Origin of the sequence: Mycobacterium shigaense, from assembly GCF_002356315.1 — a bacterium.
In the GTDB taxonomy this organism is placed as follows: Bacteria; Actinomycetota; Actinomycetes; order Mycobacteriales; family Mycobacteriaceae; genus Mycobacterium; species Mycobacterium shigaense.
The window spans coordinates 4,461,171-4,482,446 of sequence record NZ_AP018164.1 but is presented as its reverse complement, the minus strand read 5'-3'; the positions used below and the strand labels follow the sequence as shown (position 1 = coordinate 4,482,446).

The 21,276-nt window shown below is 65.0% G+C and carries 24 protein-coding genes and 1 riboswitch; of the genes, 6 read left to right on the top strand and 18 right to left on the bottom strand.

Annotated elements, in window-relative coordinates:
* Positions 1 to 108 precede the first annotated feature (108 nt).
* The 12 genes from MSG_RS20875 to MSG_RS20825 form a co-directional block, all read right to left on the bottom strand.
* Entirely contained in the window at positions 109 to 441 is a 333-nt protein-coding gene (locus MSG_RS20875) for a RidA family protein (protein WP_096442623.1), read from the bottom strand.
* 143 nt (positions 442 to 584) lie between these two features.
* Positions 585 to 1,750, bottom strand: a protein-coding gene (locus tag MSG_RS20870) for an IS3 family transposase (protein WP_096440799.1) whose coding sequence is annotated in 2 segments (ribosomal slippage) — positions 585 to 1,463 and positions 1,466 to 1,750 — 1,164 coding nt in all. Because the reading frame shifts where the segments join, the coding sequence is not laid out codon by codon here.
* A gap of 357 nt (positions 1,751 to 2,107) precedes the next feature.
* Entirely contained in the window at positions 2,108 to 2,818 is a 711-nt protein-coding gene (locus MSG_RS20865; RefSeq protein WP_096442621.1) for an alpha/beta hydrolase, read from the bottom strand.
* Positions 2,819 to 3,030: 212 nt separating this feature from the next.
* A complete protein-coding gene (locus MSG_RS20860; RefSeq protein WP_096442619.1) occupies positions 3,031 to 3,705 on the bottom strand; it encodes an RraA family protein in 675 nt (224 codons plus the stop codon).
* Between the two features lie 37 nt (positions 3,706 to 3,742).
* A complete protein-coding gene (locus MSG_RS20855) occupies positions 3,743 to 4,528 on the bottom strand; it encodes an SDR family oxidoreductase (protein ID WP_096442617.1) in 786 nt (261 codons plus the stop codon).
* Between the two features lie 24 nt (positions 4,529 to 4,552).
* On the bottom strand, positions 4,553 to 5,380 hold the full coding sequence (locus MSG_RS20850) for an aspartate dehydrogenase (protein WP_096442615.1): 828 nt from the start codon (positions 5,378 to 5,380) through the stop codon (positions 4,553 to 4,555).
* Positions 5,377 to 6,792 (bottom strand): amidase, encoded by a 1,416-nt coding sequence (locus tag MSG_RS20845; RefSeq protein WP_096442613.1) that lies wholly within the window; start codon positions 6,790 to 6,792, stop codon positions 5,377 to 5,379. The genes MSG_RS20850 and MSG_RS20845 overlap by 4 nt, the downstream gene beginning before the upstream one ends.
* Positions 6,789 to 6,995, bottom strand: coding sequence for a hypothetical protein (locus MSG_RS24995; RefSeq protein WP_142404548.1), 207 nt, complete (start codon positions 6,993 to 6,995; stop codon positions 6,789 to 6,791). The genes MSG_RS20845 and MSG_RS24995 overlap by 4 nt, the downstream gene beginning before the upstream one ends.
* On the bottom strand, positions 6,995 to 7,897 hold the full coding sequence (locus MSG_RS20840; protein ID WP_096444705.1) for a polysaccharide deacetylase family protein: 903 nt from the start codon (positions 7,895 to 7,897) through the stop codon (positions 6,995 to 6,997). Before MSG_RS20840 ends, MSG_RS24995 begins: the two co-directional genes overlap by 1 nt.
* Complete coding sequence (locus MSG_RS20835; RefSeq protein ID WP_096442611.1) at positions 7,897 to 8,604, bottom strand: FadR/GntR family transcriptional regulator; 708 nt, start codon at positions 8,602 to 8,604, stop codon at positions 7,897 to 7,899. Before MSG_RS20835 ends, MSG_RS20840 begins: the two co-directional genes overlap by 1 nt.
* A gap of 68 nt (positions 8,605 to 8,672) precedes the next feature.
* Positions 8,673 to 10,322, bottom strand: coding sequence for a DNA repair helicase XPB (locus tag MSG_RS20830; protein WP_096442609.1), 1,650 nt, complete (start codon positions 10,320 to 10,322; stop codon positions 8,673 to 8,675).
* Between the two features lie 62 nt (positions 10,323 to 10,384).
* Positions 10,385 to 12,646 (bottom strand): helicase-associated domain-containing protein, encoded by a 2,262-nt coding sequence (locus MSG_RS20825; RefSeq protein WP_096442607.1) that lies wholly within the window; start codon positions 12,644 to 12,646, stop codon positions 10,385 to 10,387.
* Between the two features lie 119 nt (positions 12,647 to 12,765).
* Between MSG_RS20825 and MSG_RS20820 the strand changes: the two genes are divergently transcribed.
* The 4 genes from MSG_RS20820 to MSG_RS20805 are packed head-to-tail and all read left to right on the top strand — an operon-like array spanning position 12,766 to position 14,402.
* Positions 12,766 to 12,966 (top strand): hypothetical protein, encoded by a 201-nt coding sequence (locus MSG_RS20820; protein WP_096442605.1) that lies wholly within the window; start codon positions 12,766 to 12,768, stop codon positions 12,964 to 12,966.
* Between the two features lie 7 nt (positions 12,967 to 12,973).
* Entirely contained in the window at positions 12,974 to 13,498 is a 525-nt protein-coding gene (gene moaC / locus MSG_RS20815) for a cyclic pyranopterin monophosphate synthase MoaC (RefSeq protein WP_096442603.1), read from the top strand.
* A complete protein-coding gene (locus MSG_RS20810; RefSeq protein WP_096442601.1) occupies positions 13,498 to 13,980 on the top strand; it encodes a MogA/MoaB family molybdenum cofactor biosynthesis protein in 483 nt (160 codons plus the stop codon). The genes moaC and MSG_RS20810 overlap by 1 nt, the downstream gene beginning before the upstream one ends.
* Complete coding sequence (locus MSG_RS20805; RefSeq protein ID WP_096442599.1) at positions 13,977 to 14,402, top strand: molybdenum cofactor biosynthesis protein MoaE; 426 nt, start codon at positions 13,977 to 13,979, stop codon at positions 14,400 to 14,402. The genes MSG_RS20810 and MSG_RS20805 overlap by 4 nt, the downstream gene beginning before the upstream one ends.
* 26 nt (positions 14,403 to 14,428) lie before the next feature.
* Here the strand turns inward: MSG_RS20805 and MSG_RS20800 are convergent, their stop codons facing one another.
* The 4 genes from MSG_RS20800 to MSG_RS20785 form a co-directional block, all read right to left on the bottom strand.
* Complete coding sequence (locus MSG_RS20800) at positions 14,429 to 15,199, bottom strand: transglycosylase family protein (protein ID WP_096442597.1); 771 nt, start codon at positions 15,197 to 15,199, stop codon at positions 14,429 to 14,431.
* Between the two features lie 12 nt (positions 15,200 to 15,211).
* A riboswitch (cyclic di-AMP (ydaO/yuaA leader) is annotated at positions 15,212 to 15,394 on the bottom strand.
* A gap of 234 nt (positions 15,395 to 15,628) precedes the next feature.
* Positions 15,629 to 15,907 (bottom strand): MoaD/ThiS family protein, encoded by a 279-nt coding sequence (locus MSG_RS20795; RefSeq protein ID WP_096442596.1) that lies wholly within the window; start codon positions 15,905 to 15,907, stop codon positions 15,629 to 15,631.
* Positions 15,900 to 16,979 carry a GTP 3',8-cyclase MoaA gene (gene moaA, locus MSG_RS20790; RefSeq protein WP_096442595.1) on the bottom strand — a complete coding sequence of 360 codons (1,080 nt, stop codon included), beginning with the start codon at positions 16,977 to 16,979 and terminating at the stop codon, positions 15,900 to 15,902. The genes MSG_RS20795 and moaA overlap by 8 nt, the downstream gene beginning before the upstream one ends.
* Positions 16,976 to 17,380, bottom strand: coding sequence for a YccF domain-containing protein (locus MSG_RS20785; protein WP_096442593.1), 405 nt, complete (start codon positions 17,378 to 17,380; stop codon positions 16,976 to 16,978). Before MSG_RS20785 ends, moaA begins: the two co-directional genes overlap by 4 nt.
* Before the next feature lie 163 nt (positions 17,381 to 17,543).
* Between MSG_RS20785 and MSG_RS20780 the strand changes: the two genes are divergently transcribed.
* The gene (locus tag MSG_RS20780) at positions 17,544 to 17,951 is read left to right on the top strand and encodes a cold-shock protein (protein ID WP_096442591.1); all 408 of its coding nucleotides are present in this window, start codon (positions 17,544 to 17,546) and stop codon (positions 17,949 to 17,951) included.
* An 84-nt stretch (positions 17,952 to 18,035) separates the two neighbouring features.
* Positions 18,036 to 19,034: a glutathione S-transferase family protein gene (locus MSG_RS20775; protein ID WP_096442589.1), complete on the top strand. Its 999-nt coding sequence runs from the start codon at positions 18,036 to 18,038 to the stop codon at positions 19,032 to 19,034.
* A gap of 42 nt (positions 19,035 to 19,076) precedes the next feature.
* Here MSG_RS20775 and MSG_RS20770 read toward each other — a convergent pair whose 3' ends face one another.
* Both MSG_RS20770 and MSG_RS20765 read right to left on the bottom strand, forming a co-directional pair.
* Complete coding sequence (locus tag MSG_RS20770; protein WP_096442587.1) at positions 19,077 to 19,565, bottom strand: DUF2771 domain-containing protein; 489 nt, start codon at positions 19,563 to 19,565, stop codon at positions 19,077 to 19,079.
* Complete coding sequence (locus MSG_RS20765; RefSeq protein WP_096442585.1) at positions 19,562 to 21,220, bottom strand: MFS transporter; 1,659 nt, start codon at positions 21,218 to 21,220, stop codon at positions 19,562 to 19,564. The genes MSG_RS20770 and MSG_RS20765 overlap by 4 nt, the downstream gene beginning before the upstream one ends.
* Positions 21,221 to 21,276 lie beyond the last annotated feature (56 nt).

Below are 21,276 nucleotides of genomic sequence, written 5' to 3'. Positions count from 1 at the left end.
TGTAGCCGTAGCCCTGCTCGGCCGGGGAGTCCCGCCGGTGTTCAGCGAAGAGATCGAATAATCCTGCTGTTCAGCGGTTCTCGAAATCATCGGTGTCGATTTGGGTCGTTAGTTGTCCAGACAGGAGCCGATGTAGGCAACGGCGACGAGTTCAATGCGGCCGTGCAGGAGCGCTGCTACCTGGTACGTCGACCACGCCGGAAACGTCGCCGCGAAGAACTCGGCTTGTACCGCGTTGAGGGTTCGGAGGTCGCTCAAGTCTGTCAGCATGGCAGTGAGCATGACGATGTCCTTGAGGCTGGCACCAGCCTCGAGGCAAATCGCCTCAAGGTTGCGGAAAGCTTGTCGGATTGCCGCTTCGGGGCTCTCGTCGACGACACGTTGCTCGTGCTGATTGGTGGAGAGGGTGCCCCCGATGCAAACAATGTGACCGATTCGCACCGCCTGCTAGAAATTGCCGATGTTGATGCGCGTGTTGTCGGGCGCGTCGGCGGCGTGGACGAAACGCTGTGTGGGAGCGTTATTCATAACATCATTGGTACCAATGCCCTTGGGTCTGCTGCACCGATAGGTGACAGTTTCGGTCACGCGGCCTGATTGGCCGGTGTGGTCATGATTGCTTCGAACTCGACGGGGGTCAACCGGCCGAGAGCGAGTTGTCGCCGTCGCCGGTGGTAGGTGCGTTCGATCCAGGTGACGATGGCGATGCGGAGCTGTTCTCGGGTGTCCCAGCGGCGGCGGTCCAAAACGTTCTTCTGCAACAGGCTGAAGAAGCTCTCCATGGCGGCGTTGTCGCCGGCCGCGCCGACGCGGCCCATGGAACCGACCATGTCGCAGCGGCCCAGGGCGTGGACGAATCGTCGGCTGCGAAATTGACTGCCGCGGTCGCTGTGGACCACGCAGCCGGCGACGTCACCGCGACGGGCTATGGCGCTGGCCAGGGCTTGGGTGGCCAGTCGTGATTTCATTCGCGAGTCGATGCTGTAGCCGACAATGCGGTTGGAGAACACGTCCTTGATCGCACACAGGTAGAGTTTGCCTTCGGCGGTGCGATGTTCAGTAATATCCGCCAGCCACAATTGATTTGGTGCCTCAGCGGTGAAGTCTCGGCCGACCAGATCATCGTGTACTGGCGGCCCGACCTTTCCGTTCTTGCCCCGCCTGCGCTTGCCGAACGCACTCCACCAGCCGTTGTCGGCGCAGATCCGCCACGCGGTGCGCTCGGCCATCGGTTGGCCGGCATCTCGGGCCTCTTCGACCAGGAAACGGTAGCCGAACTCCGGGTCATCGTGGTGGGCGTCGAATAAGGCGTTGGCCCGATGCGCCGCAACGTATTCGGCGTCGGTGACCGGATCAGCCAGCCAGCGGTAATAGGGCTGGCGGGCGAGCTTGAGGACCCGGCACGTCACCGCCACGGGAATCCCGTTGGCGGCGAGCTCTTTCACGAGCGGGTAGAGCCTTTTCCCGGCAGGTTGGACTGCGACAGATACGCCGCGGCCCGGCGTAGTACCTCGTTCTCCTGCTCGAGCAGCTTGATCCGCCGACGCGCCTCTCGTAGCTCTACCGAATCGGTGGTGGTCCTGCCGGGCTTGGAGCCATCGTCCACATCGGCCTGGCGCAGCCACTTCGACAACGTGATCGGATGCACCCCGAAATCGGCGGCGATCTGCTCAAGCGTCACACCGTCGTCGCGGTTGCGGGCCACGCGCACCACGTCGTCGCGGAACTCGCGGGGATAGGGCCGTGCCATGGTGACATCCTCCCAGCCTGCCCACGCTGGGCAAGCCATCTCAGGTGTCACCTATTCGTGCAGCAGACCCCTTTGCCCCTGCCGATTAATGCTGCTTATGAATTGTGTTGCAAGATAACATCTTTCATACTCTCATTGTGAATCTACTTTTACAAGAACGCTTCTCAATTCCAGCTGTCCCATCGGAACACGTCTTGTGCGAAGGTCTATACAGTTACGAAATTTGGCTGCGAACTCGCAGCGACGGCAATTGAATTCTGCGGTTCGTTCACTGGACTAGTCGGCAGCAAGCAGGATTCGGACTAGGAGGCCGGACTGCTGTCCTTGAAAGCCGCAACAACAGACGGCTATGCGCTGCTATATCAGTCCGCGAATAAAAGTGCTTATGGCAGAGGCTACTTCGTCCTTGTCATAGTCGATCGGCGCGAGATGCCCTCCTTTGTCGAGAAGGACGGCCGACGTGTCCGGCATCGTTGCGGAAAGATGTTCTGCTGCAGCAGTCGCGTCGAGAACGTCGTCGTTGCGGCTTGCCAGGATGAGAGTGGGGATCTTGATCGCGGATAGTGAGGGCTGAACTTCGTCGACAGCGTCGAGCGCTGAGAGGAAGGACTCAATGGGAACGGCACCGTAGTCCGTGGCAGAAACGTGGGGATCCTTGATATCTCCGCCGAAAGGCGCAAGCAGCGTCTCGCCCTCGGCAGCCGCCTCTCGAAGCTGCTGTTTTAAATCTGGTGCGGGGCAAATGAGTGGGTTGATCAGTACGAGGCCGAGGATGTGTTCTTGCAACGGCGTGGCAAGTGTTAGAGCGAGAGTGGCGCCCAGCGAGAGGCCGATCACAACCAGAGATTTTGATCTGTCAAGCGCCTCTGATGCAGCACTTTGAGCTTTAGCGAGCCAGTCGTCCCACGTGGTGCCGTACATATCGTCAAGGACCGTGCCGTGACCGGGCAGTGTTGGTGTTGAGCAAAGGTAGCCGAGCCGCGATAGGTGTTCGGGCAGCTCACCGAATATCCCGGGGTTTCCGGTGAGCCCGTGTAGGAGGAGGATTGCCGGTTTTGAGGGGATCATGGTTGTAATCCGTTTGAGGTTCTGACCGTCGGGCGCTGACGGTCTGCTGGCGATGTGACTGGTACTACGTGAGCGAGGTGGGCCGAGGCGTGGGCGATCGCCATTGTTGCGATCGGCAGTACGCCGCTTTGGGGCAACTCCTACCGATGCTGGTTAGTCGGGGTGACCGATTATGAGACGCCACAATGCTTTAAGGCCGGACTCGCGATGCATCAAACATGTCCGAATCTGGCGAGGCACTCCTGCAGAGAGGAGCCTTCGGAGATTGCTTGCCGCACAAGCACTTCGGTTCTGGTGAGCTCCTCGGCGCGCACAAGTACGCGGTCGATCAGCTCTGCCGGGATGACTAAGGCGCCGTCGGCGTCAGCGTGAATGAAGTCACCAGGGTTCACGGTGACGTGATGGGTGGTTGCCCCGGGCAGGTAGACGGGTTGGTTGTAGTGGGTGACTTTCCATCGTCGGATGGATTGAATGGGCGATCGGTAGCGACCAAACACGGGAAAGTCGTGTTTGCGTAGCCATTTGAGATCACGTACGCCTCCGTCGACGATTGCTCCGACAGCACCGCGTTCTGCCATGCCGAGGGCAATGAGTTCTCCGAAGTAGCAGATACCAACGCCTGCTCCCGACCATACGGAGATGTCACCCGGGGATATGTCGGCGCATGCCGCCATTTTGGTGGGGTCGCCATCGCCTGTGTAGGGCAACATCGCACCGGAAATGGTGAATGCCCATCCGGCAAGAGAGTCTCCGGCTAGCGCGCCTAGCGCGGGGTCGAGACCTTGGTCGTGGTAACCGAATTCGTCGAGGACATCACCCACGTTCGACGTATCGATTGCCAAGAACCGTGTTCGGATGGTTTCGCGTTGTTCAGCGGTGGTGTTCATCGATGAGTAGGTCCTTCCATGATTCGGGAATGGTCGGTCAGATACTGGGAATGAGTCCACCGTCGACGCGGATGATGGATCCTGTGATGTAAGAGGCGCGAACGCTGGCCAAAAAGGCCACGACGGCACCATATTCGGCGGGATTCCCATAACGACCGAGGGGAATGGCGGCGGTACTTGCCGCGGCGACGTGTTCGACCGTGGTGCCGTCACGGGCTGCTTTGGCTTCGTCAAGCGCGGTGATTCGGCCAGTAGCGATACGACCCGGGACAACAATATTGCTGGTGACGCCGTCGCGACCAATCTCTGCGGCAAGAGTCTTTGACCACGCTGCCAGGGATGCGCGCAAGGAGTTCGATAGTGCGAGGTTGGGAATTGGGCACGTGATTCCTGACGATGTGCTGGTGATGATGCGGCCCCACCGGCGGCGCCGCATCGCAGGTAGTACGGAGGCGGTGGTGGTAACGACCGGGATGATCAGAGCATTGAACCAGGTGTTCCAGTCGGTGCTGGCGATCTCGGTGGCCGCTATCGGCGGAGGACCGCCGGTGTTGTTGACCAGAATGTCTACATCGCCGTACCGATGCGGCAGGTCAGCGAGCATCTCGGACAAGCTTGTAGCGTCAGTGAAGTCAACGACTATCGGAGTGAAGTCAAGCTTCTCATCGCTTATCGACTCCGAAACTGCGGTAAGAGATTCAGCGTTGCGGTCGGCGCCGAGTACGCGGACACCTTCACGCGCCAGCGCCAATGCGATGGCTCCGCCGAGTCCGCCTCCGGCACCGGTGACAAGGGCGACCTTATCGGTTATTCCGAAATCCATAATATGCCTTCAATAATCGGAGGACTAGGTTGCCAGGCGCAGCGTGGCCGCTGTTTTAGCGAGGTGGGCTACCACGCTTTGCGCGGTGATCCGGCCTGTTTTGGGGTTCTCGGTGGGGATGTTTGCAATGCGGATGTGTAGATCAGCGGAATCCGAGCGCATGTCCACGATATGGGTATTGCGGTCAACTGTAGGGTCGGCCCACACGCGCAAGGTGGTCTTGTCCGGTCCGATCCCGGCGAGGGAAAGCGCCACGGCGACATTGAGATTGGCCGGGAAGCCGGTGGCCGCTTGGCGAGCGTTTCCCTCGAAAAGCAGCACCGGTTCACGCAATGAGCGCAGCTCGTCGTCGCGACCGCGCAGGTAGGGGGCGCCGATCAAGCTTGCGATCGGTTTGCGCGTGGTCATCGTGATTTCGAAGATGGTGCCACGAGCTGCCGCCTGGACTGCGTCCAATCCCGCGATCGCTCCAGAGGGCACGCTGATAACGGCCTCGGTTTGGTGAGCGCGCTCAACCAGGTTCCAATGTTCGAGCAGTGCACTAGAACTCAGGACGACAAGATGTTTTCCTGCCTCGATAGTTGGTGTGGCGATCGTGGTGAACAGGGGTGCCGGCGCGCATTCGATCACGAGGTCAGAGCAGGGTTCGATCTGGTCGGCATCCACGACGGGGACTGCTGAGGTAAGCGTTCGGGAGAAGTCTTCAGCGAGGTTGGTGCGCCGGGCGCTGATCGCGGATAGACGGTAGCCGGGGATGCCTTTGTCGAGAGCTCGAGCCACGACGCTGCCGACAGGTCCGAGCCCTACGATTCCGACGCGGATGGGATTCGGGGTGGTGACGGAGGGAGTCATTGGGTGCTTTCTAGTACAGGGGCGGGGGTGGGAAAAATTGAGGTCGCACACTTTTGGAAGGCGGCTGCCACGGTGAGGACTGTTTGGTCGGCAAATGGTCTTCCGGCAAGTTGAAGCCCTACGGGCAAGCCATCGGCATCGGTGCCCGCTGGGACAGTGATGGCCGGGAGGCCGAGGAAACTAAACGGGCGTGTAGTGCGCAGCAGACGTGCCGTCGTCTGCGCGGCATCTTCGGTCGCGGCGGCGATGGTAGGAGCGGTGTCCGAGGTCGTATTGGTTGCGAGGACATCACATTCGTCAAAGACTGTGTCGAGGAACCGTGCAAGCGAAGCACCCTGGGCGCACAAGGCCCGCACGTGATCCGCGCTGCTGGTGACGAACGCGTGATGCAGCCGCGATCGTACTGCCGCGGGATAGTCGTTGGCGGCATTACCGAAATGGTCCCCGTGTACCGCTGCTGCTTCACACCAGGTCAGTAGTGATCCGGCTCGGTCATAGTCTCGAAGCGGGCTTAGATCCACTTCGACGAGTTGTGCACCCATGGTTTCCAAGAGCTCCCAGGACGCTTCGATGTTGGTGACTATGTCTGGGCTTGACTTATCACGCAGGTAGGCAGAGTCGATGCCGATTCTCGTGTTGTGCAGGTTGGTATCTATTTGTCCCAGCGGCTGGATTGGTCGGCATTTGATGGATGCCGGGTCTGCCGGATCGTGATCGGCCATCACCGCTAGCGCGAGGGCTACATCCTGCACCGTCCGAGTGATGATGCCGATGGTGTCTTGGGACTGAGACAACGAGATTGCACCCCGCCGCGATATGCGCCCAAATGTGGGTTTGAAACCGACCACGCCACACAGAGCGGCGGGAATTCTGACTGACCCCCCGGTGTCGCTTCCGATCGCGATGGGTACCGCACCGCTTGCGACGACTGCGGCCGACCCGCTCGATGATCCACCGGCAATGCGAAGTGGGTCGAAAGGATTGCGCACGTGGCCGTGGTGGGTGTTGAGGCCCGTCGCCAAGTAACCGTAGGGGTCGAGGTTGAGCCGGCCCAGCGTGATTGCGCCTGCACTATCGAGCTGGTCGAGGCATGGTGTGTCATCGTCTGCGGTTCGTAGCGATGAACGGCTCACTCCTAGCCCGGCTGGTTGTCCGTTACGCGTGAACATGTCCTTATACGCATAGGGGACGCCGGCTAGCGGTAATGGTTGCGGGGTAGGCGTTTTCATGACGTGATCTATCCGCGCTGCCACTTGACGCGCTCCTCGCTCGTCGAGGCTAACGAAACAGTTCGTCGACAGCTGTGCTAGCTGGCTGGCTTCTATCGCAGACTCGACCACCTCGGTGGCGTTTAGGGTTCGGGAGCGCAGGCCGGCGCTGATTTCGACGGCAGTCAATGGTTGTCGGCTCATGCACTCGCCTCACGTCTGAGAAGTTGCCGGAACTGCCCGATCTCCAGCAGGGCTGTTTCGTCTTTGATCATCGAATTCACGGTTGAGCGAACGGATCGGATTGTCGAGCTAATTCGGGCAGCTTCAGAGTCATCGACGATCACACCATGCTCTTGCAGGATCGGGCGGATGCTGGCGGATCCTGATGCGTCGTAGTCACTCATCAACGCGCCGCATCCGGAGGCGGACAGACGTGGGTGCGGTAGTAATCGGCGATTCCGCCGGGTGTGGTGAACCACACGGATTCTCGTTGGCGCTGTATATGTTCCAATGCCCGTCGGAAGTAGTGCAATCGGAACGGCTGGCCGACGATGAAAGTATGTATCGAGATGCCAAGTACAAGAGGCTGTTTCAAGGATTGTTGCCGCATCTCGTCGAATGATGCGACGACCATATCGGCAAATCTGTCCGCGCTGCCATGATGCAGGACGACCATCGGTACGTCGTTGACTTCGTGAGGGTAAGGAACGCTGAGAAGTGGGCCGGTACGGGTGTTGAGCCAAACTGGTTGGTCGTCCATCGGCCAATCCAACGTGTATCGAAACCCACGCTCGGCCAAGAGATCCTCGGTGATTGCGCTCGGATTGGCGCCGGGACTCATCCACCCTTGGGGTGGGCGCTCCTCGTAATGTGTGATCTTTGCATAGGTTTCATCGATGATGGCTCTTTCGGCATCTTCATCTAGCCCGTTTGGATGGATTGAGTTCGTGCGGCCATGCGCAACAAATTCGGCCCCTTGTCCGCGGAATCGGTCCATTAGTGCTGGAGCATGCTCGTAGGCGTCGGTGTTCAGGAGCACGGCCGGTGCAATTCCATACTGGTCGAGAAGATCTGCGATTCGGAAGCCGCCTACTCTGTTCCCGTACTCCCGCCACGCCCAGTTGTAGGTATTGGGGTGATCGAGTCCGGGCGAGTAAGACAAACCTAACCCATCCTGGTTGTACGAGAAGTGTTCTACATTAACGGCCACATATACGGCCAGGCGTTTGCCGTCCGGCCAGCAGAAGTCCGGCCGATCAACTATTGCCGAGTACTCGAAGCGGCCGTGGGTGGGCAGCGCAGACATCATGGTTCTCCGTATGCTTGGGCGATTTGAGCGCGTTCTTGGATCGCGCGTAAATGTGCGGCCATTGCCGTCTTGGCCCCTTCGGCGTCCGCCGCGGCGATCGCGTCAACGATCGCCCCGTGCTCAGCGATAGGCGCGCCCAGCCCGCCCAGCCGTCTGGCTGTCTTGACTGTCTGCTCGAACTGAAGCTCGCGAAGCTGACTGATCAATCGCACGTGCAGTGAATTCCCGGTCATCTCGGCGATCGCTGTGTGAAATCGGAGGTCGTTGCGCACCCACGTCACGATGTCGGCGTCCTCGTTGTTGGTTGCCGCTAATTCGAGCAGCTGATCTAGCTGCATAGTGCTCCTGCGCTCTGCCGCCAGGCCGGCGCCTGGGACTTCCAGCATCGATCGCACCTCAAAGAACTCGGTTGAGGTTGTCCTACCAAGTAGGGACAACCCTGCGTCGGTGCCGGTCGCACTGGTAACGAATGTCCCTGCCCCAGAACGGCTCTCGATCATTCCTGCCGCACGCAGCCCGCCGAGGGCTTCGCGGAGCACCGGACGAGACACGCCGAACGACCGAGCCAAGGCGATCTCCCCCGGCAGCCGATTTCCCACCGCGAAGTGCCCCGACCGAATCAGCGTGACCAGCTCGTCTCGTACCGCAGTCGCCGACGTCGTCCGCAGAATGGGCACTGGTATGGCGGCCGGCTGATCCTGCATCTGTCAAACTGTAATACAGATTTGCCGGGGTCGCAAACGTAGCCGGCGCCGAAGTATCGCTTCGCTCCCTAGATCGCCGGTCCCAGGAGGTCGTCGGCGTCGCGGATGACGTAGCCATAGCCCTGTTCGGCCAGAAAGCGTTGCCGGTGCGCGGCGTATTCGGCGTCCAGGCTGTCGCGGGCCACCACGGAATAGAAGACGGCGCCACCGCCGTCGGCCTTGGGCCGCAGCAATCGGCCGAGCCGTTGCGCCTCCTCCTGACGCGAGCCGAAGGTACCCGAAACCTGAACCGCCACTGAGGCTTCCGGCAAGTCGATGGAGAAGTTGGCGACCTTGGACACCACCAGCGTCGTTATCTCGCCGGTGCGGAAGGCGTCGAACAATGCCTCTCGTTCCTTGGTCTTGGTAGAGCCCTGGATCACCGGAGCATTCAGCTCGGCGCCGAGCTCGTCGAGCTGGTCGAGATAGGCGCCGATCACCAGGGTCTGCTCGTCGGGATGCTTGGCCAGAATCGACTTGACCACAGCGATTTTGGTGTGCACCGTCGAGCACAGCTTGTAGCGCTCTTCGGGTTCGGAGGTGGCGTAGATCATCCGCTCGTTGTCGGTCATTGTGACCCGAACTTCGACGCACTCCGCCGGGGCGATCCAGCCCTGCGCCTCGATGTCCTTCCACGGCGCGTCGTATCGCTTCGGGCCGATCAGCGAGAACACGTCTCCCTCGCGGCCGTCTTCGCGGATCAGCGTAGCGGTCAGGCCGAGCCGCCGCTTGGACTGCAAGTCGGCGGTCATCCGGAACACCGGCGCCGGCAGCAGGTGCACCTCGTCGTAGACGATCAGCCCCCAGTCGCGGCTGTCGAAGAGTTCCAGATGCGTGTATTCGCCCTTACTGCGGCGGGTGATCATCTGGTAGGTCGAGATGGTGACGGGTCGAATCTCCTTGCGTTCACCGGAGTATTCGCCGATCTCCTCTTCGGTCAGCGAGGTGCGCGCGATGAGTTCGCGTTTCCATTGCCGGGCGGCGACGATGTTGGTGACCAAGATCAGCGTCGTCGCACTGGCTTTCGCCATCGCGGCCGCGCCTACCAACGTCTTGCCGGCACCACACGGAAGCACCACCACCCCGGAGCCACCGGCCCAGAACGAGTCGGTGGCCAGCCGCTGGTAATCGCGGAGCTCCCAACCGTTGGGCTCCAGGCTGATCGGATGCGCCTCGCCGTCGACGTAACCGGCGAGATCCTCTGCGGGCCAACCGATCTTGAGTAGCATCTGCTTGACCCGGCCGCGCTCACTGCCGTGCACGATAACGGTGTCGTCGTCGATCCGGGCGCCTAGCATCGGTGCGATCTTCTTGTTGCGCAGCACCTCCTCGAGCACCGCACGATCAAGGCTCACCAGGGTCAGGCCGTGCGCCGGGCTTTTGACCAGTTGCAGCCGGCCGTAGCGGGCCATCGTGTCGACGATGTCGACCAGCAGCGGTTGCGGCACCGCGTAGCGGGAGAAGCTGACCAGCGCGTCGACGACCTGCTCGGCGTCGTGGCCGGCCGCGCGCGCATTCCACAGCGCCAGCGGCGTGATGCGGTAGGTGTGCACGTGTTCAGGTGCGCGTTCCAGCTCGGCGAACGGTGCGATGGCGGAACGCGCCGCGCCCGCCAGTTCGTGGTCCACCTCGAGCAGCACCGTTTTGTCGGATTGCACAATCAACGGTCCGTCAGACATCTAGCGCCACTCCTTTCCTCGTCCCCGCGCACTGCATCGTCATCGGCGCACATAACCATCCATTATCGTTCGTGGGCCGACACCACCGACGTGATGCGGTGGATGGCAAAGTCGCGCAGCCGGGCGGAGGCCGAATCGAAGGCCACCAGCTGCCCCCCTTTGATGGTGATCGGCGACACCATCCGCTGGGTGGCCACTCCGGCGGGGTCCAGATAGCCGATCAGCAGCGTCTCTTGATCCCTGGCGGCCCGCTGCAGCAGCGACATCGTGACGGCGGGGTCGACGCGGTTGTTGCCGAACGGGGCCGCGGTCACCTTCCGCAGCACCGAGACGACCGCGTTGAGGGTGTCGCTGCTGGGTCGCGGCGTGGGCCGGTAAGGGCGACGCTGCTGCGGTGTGGCTACCCGCGCGCCAAGCGGCCGGACATCGACGATGGCGCCGGAGGCATCCTCGGCCGCCGGCGCGAAGCCTGCGCTGCGCAGCGCGCCGAGCACATCGGCAATGGGCGCGGGGGACACGGCCACGGTAGGCGCCAGCGCGCGCAGCTGCAGATCCTCGGCGGCCGCGACGGCCTGGGCCAGCAGGGCCGGGTCTTCGCAGCGCACGAACGATGCGGCAACGCCGATCCGAAGCTGGCCATGCCGGCGCGCCACGTCGTCGATGAGATATGTAAGACCTTGCGGCACTGGCGTTTTAGAGTGGTTGACGAAGAATGCGTGCATCCAGTCGCGAGTCTTGCCGATGTCGAGCGCGTGCCGGATGGACTGTTCACTGATGCGATACACCATGGCCGCGCCGGCCGATTCGACGGTGGCAACCGTAGCCAGCTCCTCGGCGAGCTCGCGCTGCAGCGGCCCCGGTACCACGACCGTCAGGTCCGCCTGCATCAGGAAGTGGTCGATCGGTTTGGGCAGCGCCCGGCTCATCGCGTCGACGGCCGCCGACGGGTCGCCGGTGTCGTCCAGCACCGCCCGGCCCGCGGTGCTGATCGCCCCGCGGCCGATCAGGCCCAGTGCGTGGCCTTCGGCGAGCAGATCGGCAAGGGGTTCGGGTTGCAGCCGCCTGGCCCAGCGTGGACGACGCCAGATCAGCGCCGCCGACGCCGTGGTGGCGTCGACGCCGGCCCCTGGTGGCAACTCGGCGAGCATGCCCATCAGCAGCCGCCGATCCAGGGGGGCGGCCGTCGAGTACAGCGAATCCGACAGCGCACCATAAGGTTTGCCGTCCGGACCGCGGCTGCCGATGAGGGAGGGGCGGCCGGGCAAGTCGAGCCAGGTGGTGGCGAGCAGGAGCCAGCGCTCCGCGGCCGACAGCGTGGTGAACCGGTCGGCGGCCACCGTCGGCGCCCAGTAGGGGCCATCGGTATTGGGGCCGCTGTCGGGCTCGGGGTCCGGTATCCCGCTCGCGATCAGCCCGGCCGCGGCCGTGACCTCGAGGACCAGGCCCAGCCGCGGCTCGTCCAGGCCGATCGCCTTGGCGAGCCGCTTGACTTCGCGGACCCCCATGCCGCCACTGCGAAGTTCGGGAACCGGTGCGGCGCCCAGGATTTCGAGGAGCACGTCGACCTCGCGCAACAGGTCGATGACGGCCCCGGCGGCGGCCGCATCGGCATCCTTGGGCGTGGTAGTCGACACGATCGGATCGGGCGCCGTCAGCGTCATCGGGCCGGGCCGTTCGCCGCGCAGCACCTGGCTGACGTGGCGGGGCAGGATGACCGTCTCGGCGTCGAGGCGTCTCAGCAGCCCGAGGGCCAACAGATGAGGGACTGGCCGGTCGGCCGGCGCGCCCGGGGCAGCGTCGCGGGTACGTCCCACGGGGGACCCCTCGAGCAGCTTGTCCAGCACGCCGCGCTGCGGCTGGGCGAGGCCGTCGATCAGTTCGGCGATCTGTGCACCGGTGCGCGACGAGTCCTCGATCGTGACCTGCCCCGGATGCCACGGCAACGCGGTGCCGGCGTCGGGGGCCACCCGGGCGGCGACCCCGCCCCACACCAGCGCCCGTTGTCCAAGGTCATCCAGCGCGTCGAGGACATCGGACTGCGGGGCGCGGTCGTCGATGAGGGCCAGCAGTTTCGTGGTCGGCACCGGCGCGGTGTCGGCCTGCAGGACCAGCAGCGCGTCGAGCACCGCCAGCCGCAAGAAGTCGAGTTCGTCGGTGGCAGCCTTTACCGACTGCCGGGCCTGGGCGCGCGCGGCCAGCGCGGCGATGTTGCCGGGCGGGGGCTGGGCAAGGTCCGGCCGGAGTTCCAGCAGTCGGATCAGCCGCTCGTCGGGCAAGTCGGCAAGCCAGGACCCCAGCGGGATATCCGGGGTGTTGTCGGTCATCGCTGACCAGCGTAAAGCAGCCGGCGGTCCCCGAGTCGGCGGCGAGACCGCCACACCGACCTGGCCGGACGGGTTGCGCAACCGAACTCGCGCCACGTGCGTGGGCGTGACCTGTCAGAATGGATAGCGTGGCTGACAGCAACGAGGGCAAAACCAGGTACGTCGACAATGGCTGGCCGGCGACGGACCCCGATGACCACGCGGTGAGCGAACTCGTAAGCGATCGGACGGGCGCCTTGTCTCCGTTCGGCGACCTGGTGTTCCCGCTACCCACCGACGACCTGCCGTACCTGCACCCGGTCACCGTCGTCAATCGGTAGCGCCGGGATGGCTCGGCCCAGGGCATCCAGCTCTCCCACGACGTGGGAGCCGGGCGCGCCCCGCCCGGGCACCTTGTCGCACCTGGACGAGCGCGGTGCCGCCCACATGGTCGACGTCACCGAGAAGGGCGCGACCAAACGGACCGCCGTCGCCGCGGGTGCGCTGCGGACTTCGCCCGAAGTCGTCGCGTTGATCTCGAGCGGCGGGCTACCCAAGGGCGACGCTCTGGCCACGGCACGGGTGGCCGGCATCCTGGCGGCCAAACGGACCAGCGAGCTGATCCCGTTGTGCCATCAGCTCGCGCTCACCGGGGTCGACGTCGATTTCACGATCGGCGACACGGATATCGAGATCGTGGCGACGGTGCGCAGCACGGATCGCACGGGGGTGGAGATGGAGGCGCTGACCGCCGTCAGCGTGGCCGGCCTTACGCTCTACGACATGATCAAGGCGGTTGACCCGGCCGCGCGTATCGATGACATCCGCGTGCTCCGCAAGGAGGGCGGCAAAACCGGACATTGGGCACGGTGATGAGCGCTAGATCCGCACGAATCATAATCGCCTCGACCCGCGCGTCGGACGGTGTATACACCGACGAATGTGGTCCAATCATAGCCGAATGGCTTGAGCAACAAGGGTTTTCAATCAACGAGCCGAAGGTCGTTGCCGACGGGAATCCGGTCGGGGAGGCGCTGAGCGACGCGCTCGACGACGAGGTCGACCTCATCGTCACCTCCGGCGGAACCGGTATCTCACCCACCGACACCACCGCGGACCAGACCGTCGCGGTGGTCGATTACCTGATTCCCGGTCTCGCCGACGCGATTCGTCAGTCCGGTTTGCCCAAGGTGCCGACGTCGGTGCTGTCGCGCGGTGTGTGCGGGGTGGCCGGCCGGACGCTGATCGTCAACCTGCCCGGCTCACCCGGCGGCGTCCGCGACGGGCTCGGGGTGCTCGCCGATGTGCTCGATCACGCCCTCGACCAACTTGCTGGTAAAGATCACGAGCGATGACGCTCGTCGTCCGCGCCGCGGTGACCGAGCAGCCGATCGATCTGGCCGAGCATGAGGAATTGGTGGGACACCAATCGGCTGGTGCCATCGTCGGATTCGTGGGGATGATTCGCGACCACGACGGCGGACGGCGGGTGGTGCGGCTGGAGTATTCCGCGCACCCCGCGGCGGCGGACGTCCTTGCCGAGGTGGTCGGTGAAGTCGCCGCCGCGTCCTGCGGCGTGCGCGCCGTGGCGGCCAGTCACCGGATCGGCACGCTGCACATTGGTGAGGCCGCGCTGGTGGCCGCGGTTGCCGCCGACCATCGACAGTCCGCCTTCGCCACCTGTGCGCAGCTGGTCGACACCATCAAGGACCGGCTGCCCGTCTGGAAACACCAGTTCTTCGACGACGGCACCGAGGAGTGGGTGGGATCGGCCTAGCGCCGAACCCGGCCGGGGTCAGCGCGTCAGCTGACGGGAGCCGACAGCGCCAACGCGTCCAGCGCGTCGTTGCCGTTGATGTTCTGACCGCGTATCGCGTCCAACACGTTCTGCGTGTAGCCGACCTTGGTCGCGGGCAGCGGCGCATCAGGTGCGGGGGTCGGCGGTGCGTCGGGCGCGGGCGGCGGAACGTCCGCGGGAGGCAGATCGATCGGCGGTGCCGGCGGCACTGCGTCCGCCGGCGGCGGTGCGTCGGCCGGGGCCGCCGGCGGGAGCTCCGCGGGCTGATCGAAGGAGGCCAGCTGTACCGGCGCTGGCGGGTCAGCCGGCGGCGGGGGAGGCGCCTCCGCGGGGGGCGGCGCCAACGGGGCTGGGTCGCCGTTGAGGCCGGGCACATCCAGACCAGCGGGCGCGGGAAGTACCTCGCGCGGGGTCGGGCCCGACAGCGCACCACCGCACACCGGCCAGGCGCCGCGACCCTGGGTCGCGAGAACCCGCTCTGCGACGGCAATCTGTTGTTCTTTGGTGGCCAGATGCGCCGACGGGGCGTACTCGCCGCCGCCGTGCGAGGCCCACGTGCCGGCGTTGAACTGCACGCCGCCGTAATAGCCGTTGCCGGTGTTGATTCCCCAGTTGCCGCCGGACTCGCAACGGGCTACCTGATCCCATTCGCTATCGGTGGCCGCGGCTGCCTGGGCAGCCATCGCAATGCTGCCGCCACCAAGAACCGCCCCGATAAAGGCGATCTTGGCGACGCTGATGTTGGATGTCGTGGGCTTACGGTGACGTCCGCTCATACGCGCCGAAAGGTTTCCTCTCTTCAACGCGCCTGCGAGGTCAGCTGTCGGGTTCGGGGGGAGAGGCCTCCCGGCCGACGTCGCTCCGCACTGAGCCGACGTCGGCTTCACCCCAAGGAGTCGCACGCGACTCCGGTCCGATCACGGTGGACCGGTGGGTCCCCCGCCTCCATCCACGTTCGGTGTCCCCCGCCCATTGGATGGAGCTCGGCGCGACGGGCCGGGGAGGAACGCCACTCGGTTAGCTTGGCGAGCCTCCCGAGACGGTAGCGGGTTCTGTGGACCGCGTCACTTTCTACGAAACTCGGCGTTTCCCCCACGGACACTTTTGAAAGCCGCAGGAGCGCCTGAAGTTGCGCAGGTCATGCAGTCCGAGATCGCGCCGTGTCCGCGCCGTTATCAATCCGTTACGTGACCCATCTCACAAAATCAACCGCCGGCGAAGGGCGGTAACACATCGATCGTGTTACCCGACCGCAACACTTCGGTCTCGTCGCGCACCGCGACACCGTCGCAGAGGTAAGAGCATCGGCTCAACACGGTTGCAAGTCGGGTACCCGCAACGGCGAGCCGGTCAACCAACTCGGCCACCGTGGTGCCGGGGCGCAGGATCACCGTCTCCGATTCGGCTCCGGCGGCCGCGCGCGCGGCGGCGAAGTAGCGGATCGTCACCGGGATGCCGTCGGGGTGGACGGAATGTTCAGCCACCGATCGCGCTCATCGGCCGGGCCGGCTGGATGAAGCTGGGGTCGTTGATGCCGTGGCCGGCCGGCTTGCCCCACATCGCGGCGCGCCACGCAGTCTCGATCGCGCCGTCAGAGGCGCCGCCGCGGAGCAGGGCGCGCAGGTCGGTCTCTTCCGCGGAGAACAGGCAGCTGCGAATCTGGCCGTCGGCGGTCAGCCGGGTGCGGTCGCAGGTCGAACAGAAGGCGTGCGACACCGACGCCACCAGACCGAACTTTCCGGCTGGTGTGTCCGTGGCCGCGTCGACCAGCCACAGCTCGGCGGGCGCCGAGCCGCGCGGGGCGGGGTCGGGCCGCAGGCGGAAGTGCGGTCGTAAGGCCGTCAGGACGTCATCGGCACTGAGCGCGGCGTCACGCTGCCACAGATGCCCCGCGTCCAGCGGCATCTGCTCGATGACCCGCAACTGGTAGCCGTGCTCGAGGCAGAACCGCAACAGCGCGACGACGTCGTCGCGGCCGGTGCCCGGGTCGAGCACGGCGTTGACTTTGACCGGTGTCAGGCCGGCCCGTTTCGCGGCGGCCAGGCCGGCCACGACGTCGGCGAGCCGGTCCCGGCGGGTGATCGCGGCGAAGTGGGCGCGATTCACGCTGTCGAGCGAAACGTTGACGCGGTCGAGGCCGGCGTCGGCCAAAGCGGTTGCCCGGCGGGCCAACCCCACGCCGTTGGTGGTCAGCGAGATCTCGGGGCGTGGGTGTAGCGCGGCCGCGGCGGCCACCACCTCCTCGAGGTGGTGGGCCAGCAGCGGCTCACCGCCGGTAAAGCGCACGCTGGTGACGCCCAGCCGGGCCACCGCGATGTGCAGCAGCCTGACCAGCTCGTCGGGCCGCAGGAGCTGTTCGCCGGGCAGCCAGTCCAGGCCGTCGGCCGGCATGCAGTAACTGCAGCGCAGGTTGCACCGATCGGTCAGCGAGACGCGCAGATCGGTGGCGGCCCTGCCGAAACTGTCCAGCAGCGGGCCCTCGGCGGGCGCGTCCGCGGCGTCGGGCGCCGAGCCCCGGCCGGGCATCGTCGGAACACCGAGGGCGGTCAGCGTCATGCGGCCGCCCGTGCCAGTCGCGGCGCCGACCCGACCGGAACGATTTGCTTGCCCAGCGGCATGAGCGATACCGGAATCAATTTGAGGTGCGCCAACGCCAGCGGAATGCCGACGATGGTGATCGCCATTGCCGCCGCGCTCATGAGATGTCCGAGCGCGAGCCAGATCCCGAACAGGAGAATCCACAGGACGTTTCCGATGAGGGCGCCGGTGCCCGCCGTCGGTTTGTCGATGACGGTCCGGCCGAACGGCCACAACGCGTACGACGCGATGCGCAGCGCCGCGAAGCCGAACGGGATCGTGACGATGAGCAGAAAACTGAGCAGCGCCGCGGCCGCGTATCCGAGGGCCATCCAGAGGCCGCCGAATAGGAGCCAGATTATGTTCAGGATCAGGCGCATTTCTCCTCCAGTGGTATTGCCAGCCTAGCGAGTAACCCGGAAACCGGGGGTGCTCGGCGGCCAATGACCCGAGTAGGATCTGAATCCGCATCGCGTCCTGCACAGTCGGGACGCGTCTTGTGTTGCCCATCCTTGGTATCCGTCAGACAAGCAGGTGAGACCAGTGCCGACCGGCAAGGTTAAGTGGTACGACGCCGACAAGGGGTTTGGCTTCCTGTCACAGGAGGACGGCGAAGACGTCTATGTCCGCTCGTCCGCGTTGCCCGAGGGCGTCGAGGGGCTCAAGACGGGGCAGAAGGTGGAATTCGGCTTGGCTTCCGGGCGGCGCGGTCCGCAGGCACTAAGCCTCAAGCTGATCGATCCGCCGCCCACCCTCGCCAAGACGCGCCGCGAGACACCGGTCGAGCACAAGCACAGCCCCGACGAGCTGCACGGCATGGTCGAGGACATGATCACGCTGCTGGAGAGCGCGGTGCAACCCGAGCTGCGCAAGGGCCGCTATCCCGACCGCAAAGTGGCCCGTCGGGTTTCCGAGGTCGTCAAGGCGGTGGCCCGGGAGCTCGACGCCTGACCCGGCGGACCGCGTCATCGGCCTGGCGCTTCCTCATGGCGGCCGCGTCCCTCGGGCTGCCCGCGTGAGGGCAGAATCGAGGCCATGGCCACCTACGTTGCCTCGGCGGGCGAATTTACCCGCGACGCCAACTACATCAGCACCCGCATCACCGCAGACGGTCGCGACGGCTACCCGGTAGAGCCCGGCCGGTACCGGCTCATCGTCGCCAGGGCTTGCCCATGGGCCAACCGCGCGATCATCGTCCGGCGCTTGTTGGGCCTGGAAGACGTTCTCTCCATTGGGTTTTGCGGCCCGACGCATGACGAGCGCAGCTGGACGTTCGACCTCGATTCCGGCGGCGTCGATCCGGTTTTGAAGATTCCCCGGCTGCAGGACGCCTACTTCAAACGCTTCGCCGACTACCCCAAGGGCATCACCGTGCCCGCGATCGTCGACGTCCCGACCGGGGCGGTGGTCACCAACGACTTCGCGCAAATGACCCTCGACTTGTCGACGGAATGGACCGCCTACCACCGCGAGGGTGCGCCGCTGCTCTACCCTGAGGAGCTACGTCCCGAGATCGACGAGGTGAACAAGCGGGTCTACACCGAGATCAACAACGGCGTGTACCGGTGTGGCTTTGCCGGTTCCCAGGAGGCCTACGAGGCCGCCTACGACCGGCTGTTCACCGCGCTGGACTGGGTCGGCGATCGCCTAGCCAATCAGCGATACCTGTTGGGCGACAACATCACCGAGGCCGACGTTCGGCTGTTCACGACGCTGGCGCGCTTCGACCCCGTGTATCACGGCCATTTCAAATGCAATCGAACCAAGTTGAGCGAGCTGCCGGTGTTGTGGGCCTACGCCCGTGATCTGTTCCAGACGCCTGGTTTCGGCGACACCGTCGATTTCGTGCAGATCAAGCAGCACTACTACATCGTGCACGCCGACATCAACCCGACCCGCATCGTGCCCAAAGGCCCTGAGCTGGAGGGCTGGCTCGCTCCACATGGTCGGGAAGCATTGGGCGGCAATCCTTTCGGTGATGGCACGCCGCCGGGGCCGCCGGTGGACGGCGAGCAGGTGCCACCTCTTGTCTAACGCCGAGCGTCGCTCCGACAAGTCGACCTTCGGCGACGAAAGCTAATAAGTAAGGCGCACAGACCATTCCGCGTGTGGGGCCTCGCGGAGTTCGCCCGAGGGGTCGACCACCAGCGTCAGCAGCTGCACCACGATTCCAGTCAGCCGACCACGCTGTGGATCGACGCACGGAATGGTGACCGCGAGCCGGGTGCCGGGACGGAACATGGTGGTGGCGGTATTGGCGGGGTCCTCGTACACCTGCAGGAGCCGCCACGGCGCACGCGAAATCGCTTCGGGCACCGAGAGTTGCACCGGGTATTTCTCCTTCACCGGCAGCTCGCCCTGGGCCTGTGGCTGCTGGCAATCGTCGAGGTTGAGCACATTGCAGTAGAGGTAGGGCCCGACCCGGGTCAGGTGGCCGTGCGAATAGGCGCTGATCTGCACCTGCTGCGGAGCGCGCGGGCGCACCAGCAACCACGTGCCGACCCCGACTCCGGCCGCGAGCACCGCTACGACGACGGCGAGCAGTACCGCGGTGCTGCGCCTCACTTCGGCACCGCTGTGGGCCGCCCGGCGTCGCGGCGGGCCCCTTCCTGTTCGACCATCACCGGCCGGTTACCGCCCAGGCCCGGAATCAGCGAGTTACCACGGAAACTCACGATGGTCTGCGCCAACCCGAGAATCAGGACGGAAGTGATCGCGGTGAAACCGACCCACAGCTCGGTGTACACCAACACGCCCACGGCACCGCCCAGTACCCAGGCCAGCTGCAGCGTCGACTCCGAACGCCCGAACGCCGACGCCCGCGATTCCTCGGGCAGGTCGTCCTGCAGCGACGCGTCCAGCGAGGCCTTCGCGATCGCGCTGGCCCCCGACGTGATCAGGGTGGCGATCGCGGCCGCCGCCAGGGTGCCCGCCACCGACGCCGCCAACGCGACCGCGCACACCGCCACTGTGCAGCGCACCACGAGGACCGAGGGCCTGCCGAGTTTGAGCCGCGCGCTGGTGAAGTTGCCGACGAAGTTCCCGATCCCGGCCGCGGCGCCGATGATGCCCAGCATCGCGAGCTGGGCCCAGCCGTCGGCGCGATGCGCCTTGGCGACGAAAGCCGGATACAGGAACAGGAAGCCGACCATCACCTTGATGGTGCAGTTTCCCCACAGCGAGGTGATGATGTTGCGGCCCAACGGTTGTCGCAATGTCCCGCCGACCCTCTTGACTTCGCTGTGCCAACTTCGGTGCAGCGGCTCGCTGTCCTGGCGATAGCTCAGCGTGGCCGGGACTTCACCGGCGGTCACCTCGACCCAGCGCGGAATCCGCATCGACAGCAGCGCGCCGGCCACCGTCGCCGCCACGACCACGAACAACGCGCCGGGCAGCTTGAACAGGTGGGTGCCGGCGAACTCGACACCGCCCGCGATTGCACCGCCGACGATGGTGCCGCCGAGCAGACCGAACATGGTCAGTCGGGCATTGACTCGCACCAGGTCGATGGTCGGCGGCATGACGCGCGGTGTCACCGCGCTGCGCAGCACGCTGAACGACTTCGAGAACACCATCATCGCCAGCGCGCACGGATAGAGCACCCACGACGGGAAACTGCCGCTGGCGCCGTCGTAGTTCATGATCAGCAACACCGCCAGCGCGGTGCGCAACCCGAACGACAAGGCCAGCGCTACTCGACGGCCGTGCTGCAGGCGATCCAGCGCGGGCCCGATGAGCGGCGCGATCACCGCGAACGGCGCGATGGTGATCAGCAAGTACAGCGCAACCTTGGACTTGCTCTCGCCGCTGGCCGCAGCGAAGAACAACGTGTTCGCCAATGCGACGGCCATCGCCGAGTCGACCGCGGAGTTCGCGACCACGGGCCATGTCAGCGCGGTGAGGCCGGACTTGTCGGCGCCGTCGGCGGTCGCGGCCCGCTGGACCATCCAGTACATCCGCGAGCCCATCTCGCGGCTGCGCAGCGCGGCGGCGCGGGTGACGGTGATCCGTTCGCCGGACGGCGGGCGACGCGGCGGCGGCTCGTCGCGTTCCGGCGGTTTCTGCCGGCCCCCGAGCGGGGGGAGGTACCGGTTGGCGCTGGGCGGCGCAGGCGGGCGGCGCGAGCGCCGATGGTCCTCGCCGTCGGCGGGGTAATTGGCCATGCCGGGATGCTGGTTGCCCGACCCGCCACGGGTCCGGCGGTCCGGGTTGCGGGCCACACGGCCCGGATCATTACGCCGCCGTCCAGACACGAATCAATTCTGTCGTATGGCGT

Coding starts and splice junctions, on each gene's coding strand:
- MSG_RS20850 (WP_096442615.1), bottom strand. CDS start 5,380: ATGACTCCCTCCGTCACCACCCCGAATCCCATCCGCGTCGGAATCGTA.
- MSG_RS20785 (WP_096442593.1), bottom strand. CDS start 17,380: ATGCGCCTGATCCTGAACATAATCTGGCTCCTATTCGGCGGCCTCTGG.
- MSG_RS20840 (WP_096444705.1), bottom strand. CDS start 7,897: ATGTCTGCGCTGCCCACCCACGGCCGCTTCGAGTACTCGGCAATAGTT.
- moaC (WP_096442603.1), top strand. CDS start 12,974: ATGGCTCGGCCCAGGGCATCCAGCTCTCCCACGACGTGGGAGCCGGGC.
- MSG_RS20800 (WP_096442597.1), bottom strand. CDS start 15,199: ATGAGCGGACGTCACCGTAAGCCCACGACATCCAACATCAGCGTCGCC.
- MSG_RS20805 (WP_096442599.1), top strand. CDS start 13,977: ATGACGCTCGTCGTCCGCGCCGCGGTGACCGAGCAGCCGATCGATCTG.
- MSG_RS20825 (WP_096442607.1), bottom strand. CDS start 12,646: ATGACCGACAACACCCCGGATATCCCGCTGGGGTCCTGGCTTGCCGAC.
- MSG_RS20820 (WP_096442605.1), top strand. CDS start 12,766: ATGGATAGCGTGGCTGACAGCAACGAGGGCAAAACCAGGTACGTCGAC.
- MSG_RS20830 (WP_096442609.1), bottom strand. CDS start 10,322: ATGTCTGACGGACCGTTGATTGTGCAATCCGACAAAACGGTGCTGCTC.
- MSG_RS20855 (WP_096442617.1), bottom strand. CDS start 4,528: ATGGATTTCGGAATAACCGATAAGGTCGCCCTTGTCACCGGTGCCGGA.
- MSG_RS20860 (WP_096442619.1), bottom strand. CDS start 3,705: ATGAACACCACCGCTGAACAACGCGAAACCATCCGAACACGGTTCTTG.
- moaA (WP_096442595.1), bottom strand. CDS start 16,979: ATGACGCTGACCGCCCTCGGTGTTCCGACGATGCCCGGCCGGGGCTCG.
- MSG_RS20865 (WP_096442621.1), bottom strand. CDS start 2,818: ATGATCCCCTCAAAACCGGCAATCCTCCTCCTACACGGGCTCACCGGA.
- MSG_RS24995 (WP_142404548.1), bottom strand. CDS start 6,995: ATGAGTGACTACGACGCATCAGGATCCGCCAGCATCCGCCCGATCCTG.
- MSG_RS20775 (WP_096442589.1), top strand. CDS start 18,036: ATGGCCACCTACGTTGCCTCGGCGGGCGAATTTACCCGCGACGCCAAC.
- MSG_RS20835 (WP_096442611.1), bottom strand. CDS start 8,604: ATGCAGGATCAGCCGGCCGCCATACCAGTGCCCATTCTGCGGACGACG.
- MSG_RS20845 (WP_096442613.1), bottom strand. CDS start 6,792: ATGAGCCGACAACCATTGACTGCCGTCGAAATCAGCGCCGGCCTGCGC.
- MSG_RS20810 (WP_096442601.1), top strand. CDS start 13,498: ATGAGCGCTAGATCCGCACGAATCATAATCGCCTCGACCCGCGCGTCG.